Below are 17,853 nucleotides of genomic sequence, written 5' to 3' on the forward strand. Positions count from 1 at the left end.
CACTGCCAGTCCCAGCGCGATCGGCGACATCGCCCGCGCCGCCCTTGTCCTCACCCATTTCGAGCACAACTGGCTACCAGAAATTCGCTGAGATCACTTCAGTGATGGCCCCCAAGGGGCGGTTCCGCCTGTGAAACAGCGCCGTCGGTGGAGCGCATCCAGGGCGAACTCTGTTTCATGGTCGGCGCGAACAGCTGGACGGATGAAACAGCATTTCAGTGCTCGCCTTCGAGCGGCGGCATTGCGCCTGCCGAAAAATTCGCCTTCAGCCTGGACATCCCCATCGATCTTTACGACACCCTGCTGCTCGGCCTGGGGACGTGATGACAGGCGTCACTGACAACCTCATGGCAGACCTCACAGTTGGCGGCAGCGGAGCGATCTTGGGTCCGAACCGGACGCCGACGACGAGGACGACAAGGACCGGTAGGGGTTGAGCGACAGGTGCCAGGCAGATATTGGTCAGCTTGTGGCCGACCGCGTTACATCTGCGTTCCTGATGGTCAGAGGTGCGATGATGCCTGCGGCGGCGAAGAGCAGCGCCAGGACGCCCCAGGTCCAACCGCCCACCAGTTGGAGCATGCCGGTGATCAAGATGGGGCCGAGAACGTAGCGGCTGACCGAGCGACCCATGCCGAACGCCGCCAGGTACTCGCCTCTCTGGTCATCTGGAGAAAAGGCGTACGACAACGTCCAGGCCGCGGGGACAGCGATCAATTCCGCTGCGGTGAGCATCACCAGCGCAGCACAGAACAGTGCAAGGGGTATCGACTGGGCCGCATACCAGAACAACAGACAGGCAGCGGCAGCGAATGCCGCAGCGACGGGCTGATATCGCCGGGCAGCTCTGAGGCTGGTGATGTGGCGTGCTATGAGAGCTTGAAAGACGAGCGCGAGGACTGTGTTGATGGCGTACAGCACCCCAAGTAAGCCGTTCGGCAACGTGGTCGCTTGGGCGAGCCACAGCGGAAAGGCGAGGTTGAGGATTGGTTGCCAGAGCTGCAGTACGCCATCCACACAAGCCAGCGAGAGTAGCCGCAGGTCACGTAGTACGCCCAAGCCCCGCCGGACCGGGGCGGGCTCTTCGGTTCGAACCGATTGGGGCAGGGTGGCGAAGGCCGCAGTGACCAAAAGATAGGCTGCCGCGTTGGCCAGGATGATGGTCCGGAAGAGTCCGGTGCCGGCCAGCAGCCCTCCGAGTGGACCGCCGATGCTGATCGCCAGATTGATCACAGTCCGATACGAGGCCAGCACCCTGACCCGGCTGTTTCCTTCGACGATCTCTGCTACGTACGCCTGGGTCAGTGCGGTCGCGATCTGGTCGGCGACCGTGATGATCGTGACGACTACGAGGTACCCCCACCAATCTCCGACGAAGGCGTAAGCGGCGGTTCCGGCAGCGCGTAGGGCATGCACCAGCACCAGTGCCCGCCGGACACCGTAGCGGTCGGCCGCCCGGCCCAGCGGTATCGCGGCGGCTATGGCCGCGGCACCCGCGATGCTCATGCCCAGTCCGACTTGGCCTGCGGCGAGCCCGACGACGCCGGTGAAGTAGACGGCCGAGAAGGCCAAGAAGAGCCCCGAGCCAAGGAAGTCCACAAAGCTGGCGCCGAGCAGCCGCCGCACCGCTCGACGCTCGGTGCGACCAATATCTTGTGTCATAGTCGCACTATTTTGCACCCTAGGGCAGCATTGCGCCATGACCGATCCCGCCGAGGCCGTAGGCCACACCCTCGCCGCAAACCTGCGCGCCGCACGTCAAAACCGAGGCTGGCGGCTCGAAGAGCTGGCCACACGGTCCGGCGTCAGCCGCGGCATGCTCCAGCAAATCGAGACCATGCGCACCAACCCCAGCATCGCGACGCTCGCTCGGATCAGCGCCACGCTCGGTGTTTCGATCGGCGAGTTGGTGGAGCCCCCGGAAGAGCTCGGACGCGTTTCCCGTGCCGCCGACGCCGTGGTTCGCTCCGAAGGCCGCACCAGGCTCTTGATCAACGACAGCCAGCCGCCTTTCACCGAGCTCTGGGAGTTCCGGCTGCCTGCCGGCGACACGATCTCCACACCCGCGCATCCGCCCGGCACCCGGGAACTGTTGCAGCTCCACTCGGGCAGCGTCGCGGTCACCGTCGGCGGGGCACTCTTCCAACTCGCCGCAGGAGACGCGCTCCGTATGCGAGGCGACCGCCCGCACGCCTACAGCAGCCAAGGCCCAGAGCCGGCCCACTTCACGATGGTCGTTGTCTATGCCGGCGCCCGAGACCCTCGCTACGCGAGCCTTGTCCCCGGCTGATGCAACGGTCTGTCGTAAGGCTCCCACGTGCGGCGCTCGATCGTATTTGCTGGTCACGGTGCGCGAGGCGTTCGCCGTGGCCCCCGGTCTCGGCGCCGCACGGGGCGGTCGTGCTGCGTACCGATTGCATTGACGCATACGGCCGGGTCCAGGTCAGCTGCATGCTCGCCGGCCGCTTCGAACGGGGCTCCTTCGACGGCGAGCGGTGGGATGCCGTTGATGCGGCCACCGTGGTCAACGACACGGCCGGCAACCTGATGATCAATCAGAAGGGTGCCGCCAAGGACCCGCGCCGCTGCGGGAGAAGTGGCTCGCCAGTGAGCTCGGCAGTCTCCTGGACTCGCGAGACGACTACGCCGCCGCGCCGGCCATTCCCGACAGCGGTGCCCAGTTTCGCCTGTTCGAGCAGGTCGTCACCGCCGTTGGGCAGGCCTCGGCACAACGGCCCACGCTGCTGATCGTCGATGACCTCCAATGGACCGACGCCGCCTCGCTCCAGCGGTTCGGCCACCTGACAGCCCGGCTACCCGCCGGCACGGTGATCATCGGTGCGCTACGCGATCTGGACGGCCGATTCCAGGTTCCGATAGGCGAACGCGAGCTTCGCGCACCCACACCCGGCTCTGGTCTGTCGCGGGTCCTGGCTGCGGCCGGCCGGCTGCCCGGCCACCGCAGGATCCGGCTCGGCCCGCTCGGCTTGACCGACGTGACCGAGCTCATCCGCCGCGAGACCGGCCACGATCCCGGTGCCGAAGTCGCCCGCGGCATCCATGCGCGCACCGCCGGCAATCCGTTCTTCGTCCAGGAGCTGTCCCGGCTGCTCAGCGACGGCGGCTCGCTCGGCGACGGCGGCGCGTCAGTACGGGCCGGGGTGCCGGCCACCGTGCGAGACGTCGTCCGCGATCGGATGTCCGGTCTCGACGACAGTGCTCACGGCCTGCTGCGCATCGCCGCGGTCATCGACCGCGGTGTGGACCTCGACCTGCTCGCCCGCGCGATCGGCGTCGATGCCGCGGACTGCCTCGAACGCCTCGAACCGCTGCAAGCCCTCGGTCTCCTGGAGACCAAGCCGGAAGACCCGTCCTCGTGGCGCTTAGGGGCCGGCGCCCCGCAGGTGGTAGGCGAGGCGTTCGGCGACGGACTCGCGGTCCGCATGGATGTGTTCGAGGGCGTCGGCGACGCGCAGATGCAGCTGGACGGCCTGCAGTCGCGCAATGGTCTCGGTGACCGACTTGCGGACCAGGTCGTGCGCGACCAGGCCCCGGCCGGTACTGCCGGGCCGGCACCACCTGCTCATCCTCGGTCACGGCGACGCCCGCGACAGTCGCGCCGCCCACAACGATGTCCCACACGTCCTCGGTGCCATCCGGGTAGCGGTACCGGCGGCCACGGACCTTCAAGAACCCGGTCGGCCCGTTCAGCTCACCCATCTGCGTCCACGCACTGATCCCGACATCACTCCACCCGCCCGAGCCCATGAAGCACCAGGCCCTCGGCACGGGCGCATCGTCGGAAGACGTCGGGTGCGACGACGGCGCCGCAGGCCGTCGAGCGGCCTACTCGCCCTACGTGCCTGACAAGATCACATCGCGTCGAGCTGCGGGAAGGGCTGTGAACCCAAGATGGCCATCGTGCGCGATCAGCCCAACTCGGGCCGGGATGACGACGCCGGAGAGAGGAGGTGGTGCCGGTTCAGCCAGCTGGCGATGGCCTGGCCGATGGCGTGCGGCTGGTCCTCGGGGGCCTGATGGCCGGCGGGTCCAATGCCTTCGATTTCGAGGGCGGCGATGTTCTGGCGGGCCCAGTCCACGATCTGCGGGGAGGCGATACCGACGCCGTCTTCAACCGTGAGGAGCAGTTTGGGCACCTCTGGGCTGGTGGCGAGCCATACGCCGTAGGCGTCCATGCGTTCGGCCACATCGGCCGGTTCGCGGTCGAAGGGAATCTCGCGCGGCCACTGGAGTAGCGGACGGCGGGACGACGGGTCGAGGTAGGGCGCGCGGTAGACGTCGTGGTCGTGCGGGCTGAGGCCTGTCCTGATGGCGAAGGGGTGGGGCAGGGCGTACTCGATGGCGGCGTTCTCCTCCAGCAACAACCGCTCGCCGAGCTCGGGGGTGCGCAGCGCCTTGGAATGGTCGATCACGTCCTGCGGCAGTTCCACCCACATCTGCGGCCGCAGGAACGTCTCCAGGAGGGCGACGCCGCGCACCCGGCCGGGATGGCGGGCGGCACGGTCCATGGCCAGTGCGCCGCCCCAGTCGTGGCCGACCAGGACGGCCTCCTCCAGCCCCATGGCTTCGAACCACGCGTCCAGGTAGCGGGCGTGGTCGGCGAAGCGGTAACCGATGTCGGGCTTTCCGGAGGCGCCCATCCCGATCAGGTCCGGGGCCAAGACCCTGGCGCGATCGGCAACGTGCGGGATGACGTTGCGCCAGATGTAGGACGAGGTGGGGCTGCCGTGCAGGAACACCACTGGCGATTCCCCCTGCCCGGTCTCTGTGTAGGCGAGATAGGAGTCGATGACGGCGACAGTATTCATGATCATTAGGTCCTTCACTGAGTTGTGCCTGGACTCTAGATCTGCACTATTCCAACTGTCAACATTCCAACTAATTGCCTGGCAACCGTCACCAGCAGAACGATCAGACTGCTAACATCGCGCCAGGAGGTGAGGCTTGTGCCCGACCAAGTGAGCAACGTCGTCGACGACGAGTCCGGACCGCTGTATGCGACCACCGGCCACCTGATGCGCCGTGTGTTCACCACCGTCACCGCTCACGCCGTGCAGGACGGGCCGCAGTCGCGCGAGTTCGTGGTGCTCGACATCCTCGCCGACGAAGACGCCCCCTCCCAGCAGGATCTCGCCCACCGGCTCGGTATCAACCGCACGATCATGGTCAGGTTGCTCGATCGGCTCCAGGAGGCGGGCTACGTCGTCCGTACCCGCAACCCGGCCAACCGCCGCACCTACGTGTTGTCGCTGACCGAGGCGGGCCGCAGCGCCCTGGACGGCATGCGCCACGCCGTCGCCGACCGCGACGCCCAGCTCACCGGCGCGCTCACCGGCCCGGAACGGGGGCGCCTCACCGCGCTGCTGACCAAGCTCGTCGCCGACGACGGGCCATCCGCCATCCACAGCATCGAGCACTTGATCGCGCAGGCTCACTACCGGCTGCGCCGTCTTGGCGATCATCGGCTCGCGGCGTACGGCCTGCGCACCCGCCACTTCGCCTTGCTGCCCGCCCTGGACCGGCTCGGCTCTTGCCCGCAAGAGCAACTGGCCCGATACCTGCACCTGACCGAACCGGCCACCGCATCACTCATCGAGGAACTGGTGACGGCCGGCATCGTGTCCCGCGGCCAGGACCCGCACGACCGACGCCGCTATGCCCTGCAGCTCACCGACCTCGGCCGCGCCCGCATCCCCGCAGTGCGTGAAGCCCTGGACGGCATGGAGCGCGACCTCGACGGCATCCTCGGCCCGGACGGCGCTCAGGAACTTCGCGCCCTTCTCACCAAGCTCTTGCCGTAAGGCGGATCGACACGCCTGCCACATCTTCCGGAAGTAGGGCCGAGAAGACCCTCGCCACGGTAAGCCGCCCCGGCCAGACGCGGGTTTTCGTTCGGATGCTCAAACCCCCCTGGATCACGCTCATGCTCAGCTGCCCCACGCACGGGCACCGCCTCGAAACCGAGCAGGCATTCTGGCGCGCCGAGGCGCTGGGCCAGCCCGCGCCGGACCGTGCAGCGCCCGAGCACATCCTGGTCACGGACCGGCTCACGTTCCAGGGCCTGACATCCGGCACGGTCAGCCTGCCCCGCCGATCCGTGCACGTCGGCGTCTGGCTCCGGCTGCTGCGCACCTCTGCTGGACGAGGCCGGCCTGTCCACCTCGCAAGTCCGCCGGCACTCGGCTACCGCCCTGGTAGCGCCAAAATCCGGTCCGATCCTCCCTGAAGGCCATTCCGGCTGTCCCCGTGGAGTGCCAGGCGTCGGCCCGTGAGCGCGGCCGCCATGGTGGCAGGCCGAAGGTGTTCGACGATGACATGATCGCCTACGCCCGGTCGCTGCGGGAGCGGGGCGTGCCGGCGCCCGACATCACGGCCAAGCTGGTCATCCCCTCCGGCAAGAACCAGGGCCGCCGCCCTTCGGCGGCCAGCGCCTACCGGGTGCTCGCCGAGACTGGCGAAGGCGAGACCGGGGCGTTGTCAGCCTAGGCTCTCACCAGCACTTCGGTCGGCCTCGTCCAGGTCGACGTGAGCGAGGAAGGCCAGGATCGCCTTGGTCGTTTCGCCAGAATGGGTGAGCAGACCCCCGTGCGCGGCGCCGGAGATCTGCGCGAAGTGCCCGGCGGGGAGTGCGGCAGCGGCGACCCTGCCAGAGCCGGGTGGGAAGTACAGGTCGTACTCGAAGGCCAGCACCAGCACCGGCGCGGCGATCTGGGCGAGGGCGGCCATGCGGTGTTCGTCGCGCAGCCATCGGTCCGAGGCCGCCGATTGGCCGTTCTCCCCTTCGGCGGAGGTCCACACCGCTTCCTGGGCGCCGAGCAGTTCCAGCCAGGTGCGAACCTGGGCGTCGTCGGTGCACAGGACGCCCGGTGGCAGGGTGCTGAGCAGCGTCTGCAGCCGCATGAAGGCGGGTGAGAGGCGGCCGGTGGTGGCGATGAGCTCGGTCTCTGCCGCCAATACCGCGTCCAGCACTCCGGTCAACGGCCCAGCCCCGGCCATCAGCACCGCTGCGCGCACCAGATCCGGGCGGGTGCGGGCGAGCAACTCGGCGGTGAAGCTGCCCAGCGAGTAGCCGACCACGACGGTCTCGGTCAGGCCGAGCGCCTCTAGCAGGCCCGCCAGGTCGGCGGCCAGGTCGTCGACGGTGTAGGGGGCGGCAGGGGCATCGGAGGGGGCCACCCCGCGTGCGGCGTAAGTGACCACCTCGAACCCAGCGCCTGCCAGCGTGTCGCGCAGGCCACACAGCTGCCAGGCGACCGGCGGCATGCCGGTGCCGCCGACCAGCACCACCGCGGGCCCCGAACCGGCCCGCTCGTAGCCGAGCCGAACGCCGTCCACCACTACCGACTCCATGCCGTCTCCCCGCTACGCGCCCCAGGTTCCGCCCACCATCGCGGAAGATCCACGCTGGCGTCTGGTGGATCAACGAACCACCCGGGGTGATAGATCCCGGTATGACTCCCCGTCGTTCGGGCGCCTTGACGTCGTGGTGCCCGGGATCGGCATCGGCGTCTGCTGATTGACAGTGGGTGCTGGTCGATGTGTGAACGCCGACATGGGGTCGCCGTAGCATCCGCCGAACATCCAACACATTTGGCTGACCAGCGGAAACGTTGACGCGAGACCTGGTAGGTCATCCCAGGGCCGACGCCGATGGCGCCGTGGCGTTCGCCTCGTCGTGGTCGCGGAGCATCCGCAGCACGGTGGCCGGGGGACGGGTGCCGGCCCTTCTTGGCGCCCTTGGTGCGGCCTGTCCACGTCCGATATCGGTGAGGCCGCAGCAGCCTTTCGGCCCACCGATGATGCCGTCGCTCTTGTGGTGGGAGTCCCCGCGGCGCACGAAGAGGAGCCGAGTGTGCATGATCGGACCATTCCAGAGCCGATGGCTGAGGTTCCCCCGGTTTGCCGGAGACTGGGCTGTCTGGCCGAGGTGGGGTTGGGTTGGATGGTAGCCGGGTCGGGTTGACCATGCCTGACGTGGTCGACGGCTTCGTACTCGTCCGGTGACAGACCGTCCAGGCGCTGCTGGATCCGGCGAGGGTTACGGGGTTGAGGAACCCCAGGAGCGGCCGCCATCGACGAGAACGATCCTGCTCGCCATGTGAGTTCTGGCTCGGTGCGTGATCGCCCTACCTGGCCCGGCGCTCGGGTCGCCGTCATCATGGGCAATGTGGCTCTGCGTGATCGTTGTTCGGGCATCGGCTGCCAGCCCGCCCCTGGTCACAGCTGGGCTCGTAGATTCGCATCCGCCGGTCCAAAAGGCGCGTGCCAGGGCCGGCGGCGGGCGGTTTTGGCGGTCTCGATCGCGGCGCGGCCTGCCGGGCGCATCCGGCCGACGGCCGTCAGCGCCTCGGCCTGCGCGACGTTGATGCCGCGGCAGAAGACGGCCGCGCCGCTGCCCCGCACGCGCACGGTCAGGCGAGTTGATTGGCCGCCGTGCGTGCCGCCATCCGCCGTTCGAACCACACCGAGGTGAACGGCGGCACCGCGCAGGCCAGGCCGAGCACCACGGTGCTCCGGCTCCAGCCCGCCTCTCGCGCCGAGAGCACCACTCCGGCCGCGTACAGCAGGAAGAGCCCGCCGTGGATCGGCCCGAAGACCTTCACGCCGATTTCGCCGGTCTCGGTCACGTACTTGAAGAACATCCCGACCAGCAGTCCAGCCCACGAGCACGCCTCGGCCACCGCCACGACCCGAAACCAGCGCAGCACAATCCACCCTTTCCTTCGGTACCGCGCATACTCTACAGCCTGTAGAGCTAGGTCTCCCGCTCGTCCTGGGCACGCACTTCGCACCGCCCACGGCCGGCCATGTCGTCACCCGCCAGGGTGCTCACCGGCTCTCGCCGCACGCGGGCAGCCGCTGTTCCGGGACCCGCCGGCGCCGGCCTTCGCCACGGCCGGCGGGATCGACCCCGGGGAGCCGCCGCCCCCGCGCGCGGACGAGGCGGCGCTAGCGATCTTCCATCATCCGGCACCCAGACATGAAGGGGTCGTTGTCTGACAACCGAAATCGGGTGCATCGTCTAGCCGGTGCAAGGGGTACGGGTGAGGGTCAGGCTGTGGCGGGTTTCGGTGGCGGGGAGGGTGCGGGCGGTGAAATCGGCTGGTTTGTGGCCATCGGCGGTGACGGTGAAGGTGTGGAGGCCGGGCTTGAACCAGCCGGAGTACCGCCCGTCCACCGTGGTTCCCAGGGTCTGGCCGCGAGTGGTCAGCGTGGCTCCGGGCAGCGGCGCGGTCGTGCCGTCGCAGGACCTGGAGAGGATCTGACCGAACACCATCGCCCAGTGCTTCGGCGGGGTGGCCTTGAGGGTGACGTCGAGGTGCGGAGCCGGGTACGGCGTGTCCTCGTTGATCGTCAGGCGGGCGGACCGGATGCCCGGCTGGGTGAGCCGCCGGGCGTCGAGAGTCAGCGTGACACGCGCGGTCGCGCCGGGGGAGAGGGTGCCCCGGGTGGGGCTCTCGGACAGCCAGGGAGCGTCGGTCCCTGCGGGATCGCAGCCGTCGTACCCGGGGAGCAGTTCGCTGAAGGGAGTGACGCGCGGCCCGTTGGCGCCGCCGATCTTGTAGAAACCGCACGCCCCCGCACCGCGGAAGAGGGCGTAGCGGGAGTTGGCGATCGCGCTCCAGGTGTCGGCGTCCGGGTCGTAGGCGAACGCCTCGTTGGTCAGTACGCTGCCACCCTGCGTGACACCGCCTGCAACGACGAGCTGCCCGCTGGCCGCCGAGTAGCTGCTGGCCCACAGGTCGGTCGGCAGCTCGGCGACCTTGCTCCACCGGTTGGCCGCCGGATCGTAGGCGTAGGCGCGCCGCGTGCCCTCCGGACCGGCGGCCAGCCCGCCGGCGCAGACCACCTTCCCGTCGATCCCGGCGCAGGCCGCCCACGAGATCGGCTCCGGGTACGGCGCGGCCTCGCGGAACCGGTCACCGGCCACGTCATAGACGGTGACCTGGTCGGTAGCCGTCTGGCACTCGCCGGTGCACCCGCCGACCGAGTAGATCTTCCCCTCCAGTACGGCAGAGCCCACCGCCCCCCAGGGCCGCGGGTTGTCGGCCCCCTTCGTCCACCGATCGGCGGCGGGATCGTAGACGAGCGTGGTGGCACCCGGTTCGCCCTGCGGCCCCCACCCGGCGACCACGTAGAACTTCCCGTCCACGAACCCGGACGCGGGCTTCTGCCGCGCCTCCGGCATGTCCGCCAGCCGCGTCCACCCGCCTTCCACCGGGTCGTACGCGTAGGAGGCAGGAGTCCCGCCCTCGCCGAGCAGCGAACCGCCGAACGAGTACACCTTCCCGTCGTGGTAGGCGGCCGCGTTGTCCCTGATGGTCGTCGGGTAGTCGGCGACCGCGCCCCAGGCGTCCGAGGACGGCCCGTCCGCGACGGCGGCGTTCCCCGCGGGCGGGTTCACGCCGGGGCTCAACCCGGGTACGGCGACCCGCCGCAGCGGAGCGCCCGCGCCGAGCGCCGGTGCCTGCTGCCGCGACTCGGCCAGCGAGTACGTCACCGGGGCGGTGCCCCGGTTCGTCAGGGTGATCCGCTCCCGCTGCTTGTCGCCGAGCTGTACGGATCGGGAGATGTCGTCGTCGGACGCCACGGAGAGCAGTCCGGCCTTGAGCGCGAAGTCGATCCTGGACACCTGGTCGGCGCCGGAGCGGACCCGGGCGGAGGCCGGCTGGTAGCCGCGCTGCTCGGCGGCGACGACCGGCTTCCCGGACGCGGGGACGAACACCCAGTAGAACCCGTCGGGGGCCTGAGAGGCGTTCGGGGCGCCGCCGTCGGCCGACACCGAGGCGGTGACGACCGGCTTGCGGGTGTTGGCGTCGGTGACGTCGCCGTACACGAGCCCGCCGGCCAGTGCCTTGCAGGCCGCGTCGTAGCCGGGCGCCGCGGCGCACGCCGCCGGGTCGAGCACGGCCTTGAACTTCTGCGTCGCGTCCCCGCTGACCGTGATCTGGCCGGTGACCGCCTGGTAGCCCGGGTAGCGGGGTGTCACCCGGACCTCGTACGGCCCGCCCTTCGGCAGGTCGAGCGTCGCCGAGCCGTCGCCGGGTTCGGTGGACCAGGTCTTTCCTTCGATGGCGATCGTGGCGGGGAGCGGCCATCCGTGCCCGGATGCGTCCGTGACCTTGACCTGGACCTTCGCCGTGGGGGTGGCGGTGAGGGCGAGGTCCCGCGTGACCGATGCTCCGGTGGCCAGCCGTACGCCGTCGACGACGGAGGCGTCGAACCCGAACAGCGCGGTGCTGACGGAGTAGTCGCCCGGGTCCAGGTAGAGGCGGAAGGCTCCGTCCGAGCCCGTCACGGTGTCGAGCGTGCGGGGCCCGGTGGCGGTGACCCGGACGCCGGCCAGCGGCTTCCCGCTGCTCTTGTCGTTGATCGTCCCGGTGAGGGTCCCGGTCCCGGCGCGCGGGGAGGCTCCGACGGCGCGGTAGACGTCGAGCATCCCCTCGCCGTAGACGTTGTTGTCCTCGGGCGTGCCGCCGCATGAGGTGTCGTCGTGATCGCGCGCGGTCGCGGAGAGCACGGCTCGGGTGGCGGCGATGTCGCCGACCAGCGCGGGCGTGGCCGACCACAGCAGCGCCACGGCGCCGCTGACGTGCGGGGTGGCCATCGAGGTGCCGTTCTGCACCTGGTAGCCGCCGCCTGGAACGCTGGAGCGGATCCCCTGACCGGGCGCGACGATGTCCGGCTTGCTGTCCGGCGTCCCGTCCGTGCCCCGGGAGGAGAAGCTCGCGATCAGCCCGTTCTGGTCCACGGCCCCGACCGCGTAGGACTCGGGGTACTCGCCGGGCGAGTGCTGCGTCCCGCAGGAGGGCCCGTCGTTGCCGACCGCGAAAGCGGGAAATATCCCGGCAGCCACCCACTGCCGCACGTAGTCCCGATACCACTCGTCACCGGGCGCGGACGACCACGAGTTGTTGAGGATGTTCGGGCGTTTGGCCGGGTCGGGCGCGGAACCGTCGGCGGCGGTCGGGGCGAGCATCCACTGCGCCGCCAGCGCCAGTGTCACGTCGGTGCACTGGAAGTTGGGGCAGCCCTTGGCCGCGATCCACCTGGAGCCGGGCGCGACCCCGATCCCGCCCTGGCCGACCATCGTGCCCATGGTGTGCGTGCCGTGCCCGAAGTTGTCGCACGGCTGCGTCCCCGCGCAGATCTGGGTCGGGTCGTACCAGTTGTAGTCGTGCGTGAACGTGCCGTCGCCGTTGTTGCCGCGATATGTCGAGACGAGCGCCGGGTGCTGGAAGTCCACCCCCGAGTCGATGTTCCCGACGACGATCCCGGTCCCGGTGGTTTTGTACGCGTCCCACACCTTGTCGGCCTGGATGGCGCTCACGCCCCACTCCGGCGTCCCGGCCGCCCCCAGCGACGGCTGCGGCAGTTCGTAGACCCGCGGCGCGCGGACGCGCGCCACCGCCGGATCCTTCCCGATCTTCTCCATCAGTACGGCGGAGCCGCCCCGGACGTAGATCGAGTTGTTGATGTAGAGGGAGGTGTAGGAGGCCCCGGCATCCTTCAGCAGTCCGACGACGCCCGCCTGGCTGGACGTGGCGGTGGAGCGGAGCTCGTCCACCACCGCGGCTCCCCGAGCCGACCAGTCCTTGATGGCGGGCGCGGACTTGAGGTTCGCCTGGGCCTTGAACTCGACCCAGAAATCGCCGGTGGACGCCTGCGCCGGAGCGGGTACGACCAGAGCGAGCAGCATGGCAATTACGGCCAGAACATAACGCACCACAGCAGCTTCCTAGAAATGCGGTAAACGTTTCAAGATCCAGCCAAGGCGGGTTCATGCCATGGCATGAACCCGCCGCCCGCCGCCCGCGGCCCGGGCCGCCGACGGCAGGAGGATGCCGGGGGAAGACAGGGGCCTTCGCCCAGCTCACAATCCAAGCAAGCAGGTGCCTGCCGGCCGCGGTTCACCAACATCTTGGCCAAGCGCGTCCAGGGCCCGGCGTCGAGGGTCGCCACGGCTTCGCCTGGTCGGCCTCCCGTACCTGGTGAAGGTGGACGAGGACGTCGGTAGCTCCGAAACGACCAATCACGCCGAGCAGCTCGGCCGTCGACGAGGGTGGTGAGCATTCCCCGGCAACTGGTGGACGTCAACCGCCCGGGATCACCTGTACGGCACGGCCACCGCCCGGGTTCGGATCAGCTGCACCCGAGGTTGACCCGCCGTGCGGCCTGGGTCGATTCGGCTGAACTGCCGATGATCGAGGGCACCGTGATCCGCCTGTAGGTGGACCGTCTGCCCAGCGGGGCGATTCCGACGAAGTGGACGGGATGTGGCGGGCGTTCCTGCGTCGCTTCGACATCGAGCACACTTTCCGCCTGCTCAATCAGACCCTCTGCTGGACCTGTCCCAAGATCCGTGATCCGAGGGCGGCCGACCACTGGACTTGGCTGATCTTGGCCGTCCACGCCCACCCCCGGCCGGCCCGGTCCTGGCAGCCGACCTGCGCCGCCCCTGAGAGGAGCCTGCTCTGCTGCAGCATCTGTCGCCCGCTCGTGTGCGTCGAGGGTTTCGGCACTTGCGCGCCAAGACCCTCAGCCCTGGCCGGGCACCGAAACCCTTCCGGTCAGGACCGGGGCGGCCACGCGGGCGTCGCAGCGACCAACCCGCCCCGCGCCACGACGTTTGCACCGTCACCGGCCTGACCACTGCGAAGACCCCCGCAGGGAAACCGACGACGAAGAAGCCCACAACTCCACGCCCGCGACGTACAGGTTGGTGATCAAGTTGGGCCAGGCATGCACGTCTCATGCGAAGATCGTGCCTCCGGCGACGACCCCGGCACCTGAGCAGGCCCTGCTCACCTCTGACTCAGGGCCCCCTCAGCCAGGCGGCCACCGCCCGAACCGGCCGTGAAGCCGGCCTACGCGGGCTGGGTCGTCGCTTCCCGGATCGCGGAGACGGCGGCCGTGGGCTGGTAGTCGTCAGGTACGCCGTCGACCATGATGATGTCGCCCTCGATGTGGCGCGAACGGAGCGGGGCGATCTGGCGGTAGGCGGGCGAGTCCCACCAGGCCCGCGCCTCGGTGATGCCGGGGAAGCCGATCATGACGACGTGTCCGGGCCAGGCGCCTTCCTTCACCTCGTGCCGGGTGGCGTGGACGAGGTAGCGGCCGCCGTATGGCTGGAAGGTGGCGGGGAGGCGTTCCATGTACTCGGCGATCTCCGGGTGCGGGGCCGCTTCCTGTAGGTGGGCGATCACGTATGCGGTCATGGTGTTCTCCGGAGGATTCGCGTTTCGGTACGTCCCAGATCCTGACATGTCCCGATAAGCAGGGCGATTACCTGACAGGTAGGCGATCCGGCATCGCCGGGTGATGCTCACGACTGACCTCGCCATGGACTCCGCGATCGTGATCGCCCGAGAGAACACGAGATCCTCAGTTGTCGTAGAAGGCGCGTCCGGACCTTCCGCCGGAGACCGACCACACCTCGGTGATCAGGCTGTCTTCGATGCGCAGCATGTCGATCCCGCTGATGCGCAGGTCATGACCGCTCTCGTTGGGGAAGCGCGCCAGACAGGGCTGGGCGATCTTGCCGCGGGCGACGCCGTCGGCGAGGTGGACCTCTGCAACGGCCTCGCCGTCGGGGGCGAAGTGCAGTCCGGGAGGCTGCGGCGGATGCTGGAGGAGCGCGGTGTGGGGTATGTGCCGTCGATCGCCGGCAACCAGCGGGTCACTCCAGACGGACTTGACCGCCGCCGTGGCCGAGATCGCCGCAGGGTGGCCGATCGGCTCTGGCACCGCTACAGCCGGAGCCGGCGCCAAAGGTCATCGTCTCCATGCCTGGACCTGGGCGCGCCCTCGACGAGCTGTCCCGTTACGCACGCGGCCCGCCTGTCGCTCCTGTTTCGGCGGTGCCGCGCCGTGCGGGGGAGGGGGCGACGGCTCTGAGCGCGGGCCATGCCAGCAGCGCCAAGGCCGCGGCGAGTGCCGCCACGGCCAGCATGGCGCCCCGCAGGCCGGTCGCCTGCGCCCAGTGCCCCACGTACACCGGCCCGGCGAGGTAGCCGAGATAGGCCGAGGTGGACACGACCGAGGTGGCGGCACCGCGGGAGGCGGCGGGGACGTTGGCGGTGGCCAGGCCGAGCACGGTGGGGAAGAGCACGGCGGTGCCGACGGCGGCCAGGGCAAGCCCGAGCAGAGCGAGGGGGAGAGACGCGGTGAGGGCGAGCAGGGACGTCCCCGCCGCGGAGATCACCGCGCCGGCGGTGAGGACGATCCAGGCGCGCCGGGCCCTCGCCGCGCTGATCGCGAAGCGGGTGAGCGAGACGGCAAGTGCGAAGACCGCGGGACCGGCGCCGACCAGCGCGGGACCGGCGTGCACGGTGTCGGCGAGGTAGACGGCGCTCCAGCTCTGGTGAGCGTTCTCCACGGCGAATCCGAGCGCGCCGAGTCCGCCCGCGACGAGCAGGAGCGGCAGATGGGCACGCAGATCCGGCCGGCTGTGCGCGGTCGAGGTGCGGGCGCGATCGTGACGGCCGGGATCGGCCCGCACGCGATCGCCGGCGCCGATGGCGGCGCTCACGGCGCCCGCGGCGAGCATGACCAGCACGTACGGTACGACCACGGGCAGGCCGGCGGCGTTCAGCAGGCCGGTGACGAGGCTCCCCGCGACCACGGCCAAGGAGAAGACGCCGTGCGCCCGGGTGATGACCGGACGGCCGCCGGCCCGTTCGACGGAGCCGGCCGCCGCGTTGATCGCCACGTCCGCGGCGCCGGACGACGCGCCGAGAACCGCCAGACCCATGGATAAGGCAGGCAGGTCGCGAGCGCTGATCGCCACGGCGATGCCGGCGATGCCGAGAGAGGTGAGGGTGATCGCCGTGACGCGATGCCCCCACCGGTCCACGGCCCGGCCCGCGAGAGGCATGGCGGGCAGGGCGCCGGCGGCGATGAACAGCAGCGCCGCGCCCAGCTGGCCATCAGTCAGCCCGGCCTGATCGCGGATGGCGGGAACGGACGCCCCCCACACGCCCCAGAACGCGCCGAAGACGGTGAATCCCGCGTACGGCACCCAGGCCCGGATGTGATCACGATCGACGCCCGCTTGTGTATCGGTACACATGCTGTGTAACGATACACAAGATAGGATGAGACATGGCCAAAGACCCTTCTCGGCCCCGGCCGACCATGGCCGAGGTGGCCCGCGCGGCGAAGGTCTCAGTGATGACCGTCTCCTACACCTACGCCCAGCCTGATCGCGTCTCCGAACGCACCCGGGCCAGGGTCCGCGAGGCCGCCACCCGGTTGGGATATCCCGGCCCCCATCCGGGGGCCCGCTCGCTGCGCCGGGGACGGACCGGCAGCCTCGGCGTGGTGCTCGGCGAGCACCTCACCTACGCCTTCGAGGACCCCCAGGCCACCCGCTTCCTGGCCGGCGTCGCCGAGGTCTGCGCCAGTCACGGCCTGGGGCTCACGATCGTGCCCATCACCGGGGCGCCCTCCGACACCGACCGGGTCGCCGAGGCCGCGGTGGACGGTTTCGTCGTCTGGACGACCAGCGACGATGACCCCGTGCTGCCGGCGGTGGCCGCCACCGGTCTCCCCGCCGTCGTGCACGGCGGACCACACCGCCGGGACCTGCCGTTCGTGGCGATCGACGACCGTGCCGCGGCCCGCGCCGTCGCCGCCGAGGCCCTCGCCGGCGCCCGGCGGCCGATGGTGCTCAGTTTCCCGCTCGATCGGGCCCGGACGCCGGGGGTTCGCCAAGGGCTGGATCCGGCCGAGGCCACCTTCCGCGTGACCCGTGAGCGCCTGCGCGGAGTCCGTGACGCCTGGGAGGCGGGCGGCGGCCGATGGCCGCAGGTGCGGGTCGCGGTGTGCGCACGCAACAGCGCGCGCGAGGCCGACTCCCTGGCCACGGCGTTCCTGACGGGGCCGGACGCGCCGGACGCCGTCATGGCCATGAGTGACGAGCTCGCCCTGGGCCTGCTGCGAGCGGCCGCCCGTGCCGGTCTCTCCGTCCCCGGCGACCTCGCCGTCACCGGCTGGGACGGCACCGACGCGGCCGCCGCCGCCGGGCTGACGACCGTCGCGCAGAACCTGCGCGCCCAGGGAGCCCGCTGCGCGCAACTGGCCTTGGGCGAGGAAGCGGCGGCTGAGACCGGTCCGATCGAATGGCATCTGGTCCTGCGCGACTCCACCCGGCGATGACCACGGTCAAGCGCGCTCCGAGCAGGGGACCCGGCCTGACCTGCTCCGGCTTCCTCGGGCGGGGGCACAGCGCCAAGATCCGTCCGATCCTCCCCGAAGGCCGGTCAGGCCGGCAACGGGTCCAGCCGAGATGCGGGGAGAACCGGCCATGAGTCGATCATGCCACCGGCGGCCCGGACGGCCGGCTGCCCGCCCTTGGCATTGAGGAACAGGCCCGGTCGTCGCCGGCGTGGGGCCGCGAGCGCGGCGGCATCGGCGATCTGCCCGTCCAAAATGCGGCCCTGCAGCCTTCAGACACGCTCTGTCACAGTCGGCGAATCCGAGCCGGCGTCCCTCATCGGCGTGCTGAGCGTTCTGGACGGCGGCGCCCACGCAGCAGATGCCCGCCGAGTAGGACCGCGCAGGACCCGACGGTCAGCAGCCCGCCGGCGAGGAATGCGCTCCGTACATCGGCGAGCGACAGGACCAGTCCCCCAAGTGCGGCACCCGCCGCGATCCCGGCGTTGTAAGCACCGGAGTTCGCCGCGAAGGCGATGTCCGTGCGGCCCGGCGCACAGTGCAGCATCGTGTTCTGCGTGGCCATGAACACCGGGCCGAGTGCGCCGCCCATCAGCGCAAGGAACACCACCGCCGCCACCGGGTGAGCGCCGAACGCGTACAGGCCGAGCATGC

General features: G+C 70.0%; 14 protein-coding genes and 2 pseudogenes. 7 read left to right on the forward strand and 9 right to left on the reverse strand.

Features of this window, described 5'->3' with window-relative positions; all coding sequences use genetic code 11:
• Positions 1-147: 147 nt before the first annotated feature.
• Positions 148-324 (forward strand): hypothetical protein, encoded by a 177-nt coding sequence (locus IEZ27_RS51615; protein ID WP_189654013.1) that lies wholly within the window; start codon positions 148-150, stop codon positions 322-324.
• Between the two features lie 138 nt (positions 325-462).
• Here the strand turns inward: IEZ27_RS51615 and IEZ27_RS51620 are convergent, their stop codons facing one another.
• Entirely contained in the window at positions 463-1,662 is a 1,200-nt protein-coding gene (locus IEZ27_RS51620) for an MFS transporter (RefSeq protein WP_189654014.1), read from the reverse strand.
• Positions 1,663-1,699: 37 nt separating this feature from the next.
• Between IEZ27_RS51620 and IEZ27_RS51625 the strand changes: the two genes are divergently transcribed.
• The 3 genes and pseudogenes from IEZ27_RS51625 (at position 1,700) to IEZ27_RS54685 (ending at position 3,737) form a co-directional block, all read left to right on the forward strand.
• The gene (locus IEZ27_RS51625; RefSeq protein ID WP_189654015.1) at positions 1,700-2,290 is read left to right on the forward strand and encodes a helix-turn-helix domain-containing protein; all 591 of its coding nucleotides are present in this window, start codon (positions 1,700-1,702) and stop codon (positions 2,288-2,290) included.
• A 295-nt stretch (positions 2,291-2,585) separates the two neighbouring features.
• Positions 2,586-2,816 (forward strand): annotated as a pseudogene (locus IEZ27_RS55755) (AAA family ATPase); the annotation flags it as partial.
• Positions 2,817-2,828: 12 nt separating this feature from the next.
• Positions 2,829-3,737 carry a hypothetical protein gene (locus IEZ27_RS54685; RefSeq protein WP_229825119.1) on the forward strand — a complete coding sequence of 303 codons (909 nt, stop codon included), beginning with the start codon at positions 2,829-2,831 and terminating at the stop codon, positions 3,735-3,737.
• Positions 3,738-3,929: 192 nt separating this feature from the next.
• Here IEZ27_RS54685 and IEZ27_RS51635 read toward each other — a convergent pair whose 3' ends face one another.
• Positions 3,930-4,847 (reverse strand): haloalkane dehalogenase, encoded by a 918-nt coding sequence (locus IEZ27_RS51635; RefSeq protein ID WP_268246141.1) that lies wholly within the window; start codon positions 4,845-4,847, stop codon positions 3,930-3,932.
• Positions 4,848-4,967: 120 nt separating this feature from the next.
• Here IEZ27_RS51635 and IEZ27_RS51640 point away from each other — a divergent pair, with 120 nt between their 5' ends.
• A complete protein-coding gene (locus IEZ27_RS51640; RefSeq protein WP_229825121.1) occupies positions 4,968-5,822 on the forward strand; it encodes a MarR family winged helix-turn-helix transcriptional regulator in 855 nt (284 codons plus the stop codon).
• Positions 5,823-6,321: 499 nt separating this feature from the next.
• Positions 6,322-6,507 carry a hypothetical protein gene (locus IEZ27_RS51645; protein WP_189654017.1) on the forward strand — a complete coding sequence of 62 codons (186 nt, stop codon included), beginning with the start codon at positions 6,322-6,324 and terminating at the stop codon, positions 6,505-6,507.
• Here IEZ27_RS51645 and IEZ27_RS51650 read toward each other — a convergent pair.
• The 6 genes from IEZ27_RS51650 to IEZ27_RS51675 all read right to left on the reverse strand — a co-directional run bounded on the left by IEZ27_RS51650 (position 6,499) and on the right by IEZ27_RS51675 (position 16,093).
• Positions 6,499-7,371 carry an alpha/beta fold hydrolase gene (locus tag IEZ27_RS51650; RefSeq protein ID WP_189654018.1) on the reverse strand — a complete coding sequence of 291 codons (873 nt, stop codon included), beginning with the start codon at positions 7,369-7,371 and terminating at the stop codon, positions 6,499-6,501. The two genes, IEZ27_RS51645 and IEZ27_RS51650, sit on opposite strands and share 9 nt — an antisense overlap.
• 1,061 nt (positions 7,372-8,432) lie before the next feature.
• On the reverse strand, positions 8,433-8,729 hold the full coding sequence (locus tag IEZ27_RS51655) for a DUF3817 domain-containing protein (RefSeq protein WP_229825122.1): 297 nt from the start codon (positions 8,727-8,729) through the stop codon (positions 8,433-8,435).
• A gap of 314 nt (positions 8,730-9,043) precedes the next feature.
• Complete coding sequence (locus tag IEZ27_RS51660) at positions 9,044-12,751, reverse strand: S8 family serine peptidase (protein ID WP_189654019.1); 3,708 nt, start codon at positions 12,749-12,751, stop codon at positions 9,044-9,046.
• Between the two features lie 1,138 nt (positions 12,752-13,889).
• A complete protein-coding gene (locus IEZ27_RS51665; RefSeq protein ID WP_189654020.1) occupies positions 13,890-14,240 on the reverse strand; it encodes a DUF1330 domain-containing protein in 351 nt (116 codons plus the stop codon).
• A 166-nt stretch (positions 14,241-14,406) separates the two neighbouring features.
• The gene (locus tag IEZ27_RS51670) at positions 14,407-14,769 is read right to left on the reverse strand and encodes a hypothetical protein (RefSeq protein ID WP_189654021.1); all 363 of its coding nucleotides are present in this window, start codon (positions 14,767-14,769) and stop codon (positions 14,407-14,409) included.
• Between the two features lie 76 nt (positions 14,770-14,845).
• A complete protein-coding gene (locus tag IEZ27_RS51675) occupies positions 14,846-16,093 on the reverse strand; it encodes an MFS transporter (RefSeq protein WP_229825123.1) in 1,248 nt (415 codons plus the stop codon).
• A 32-nt stretch (positions 16,094-16,125) separates the two neighbouring features.
• On the opposite strand from IEZ27_RS51675, the gene IEZ27_RS51680 reads away from it, so the two are divergent.
• A complete protein-coding gene (locus tag IEZ27_RS51680; RefSeq protein ID WP_189654022.1) occupies positions 16,126-17,181 on the forward strand; it encodes a LacI family DNA-binding transcriptional regulator in 1,056 nt (351 codons plus the stop codon).
• A gap of 334 nt (positions 17,182-17,515) precedes the next feature.
• Here IEZ27_RS51680 and IEZ27_RS54690 read toward each other — a convergent pair.
• Positions 17,516-17,853 (reverse strand): annotated as a pseudogene (locus IEZ27_RS54690) (MFS transporter); the annotation flags it as partial.

Origin of the sequence: Nonomuraea spiralis (genome assembly GCF_014648435.1) — a bacterium.
Classification (GTDB): domain Bacteria; phylum Actinomycetota; class Actinomycetes; order Streptosporangiales; family Streptosporangiaceae; genus Nonomuraea; species Nonomuraea spiralis.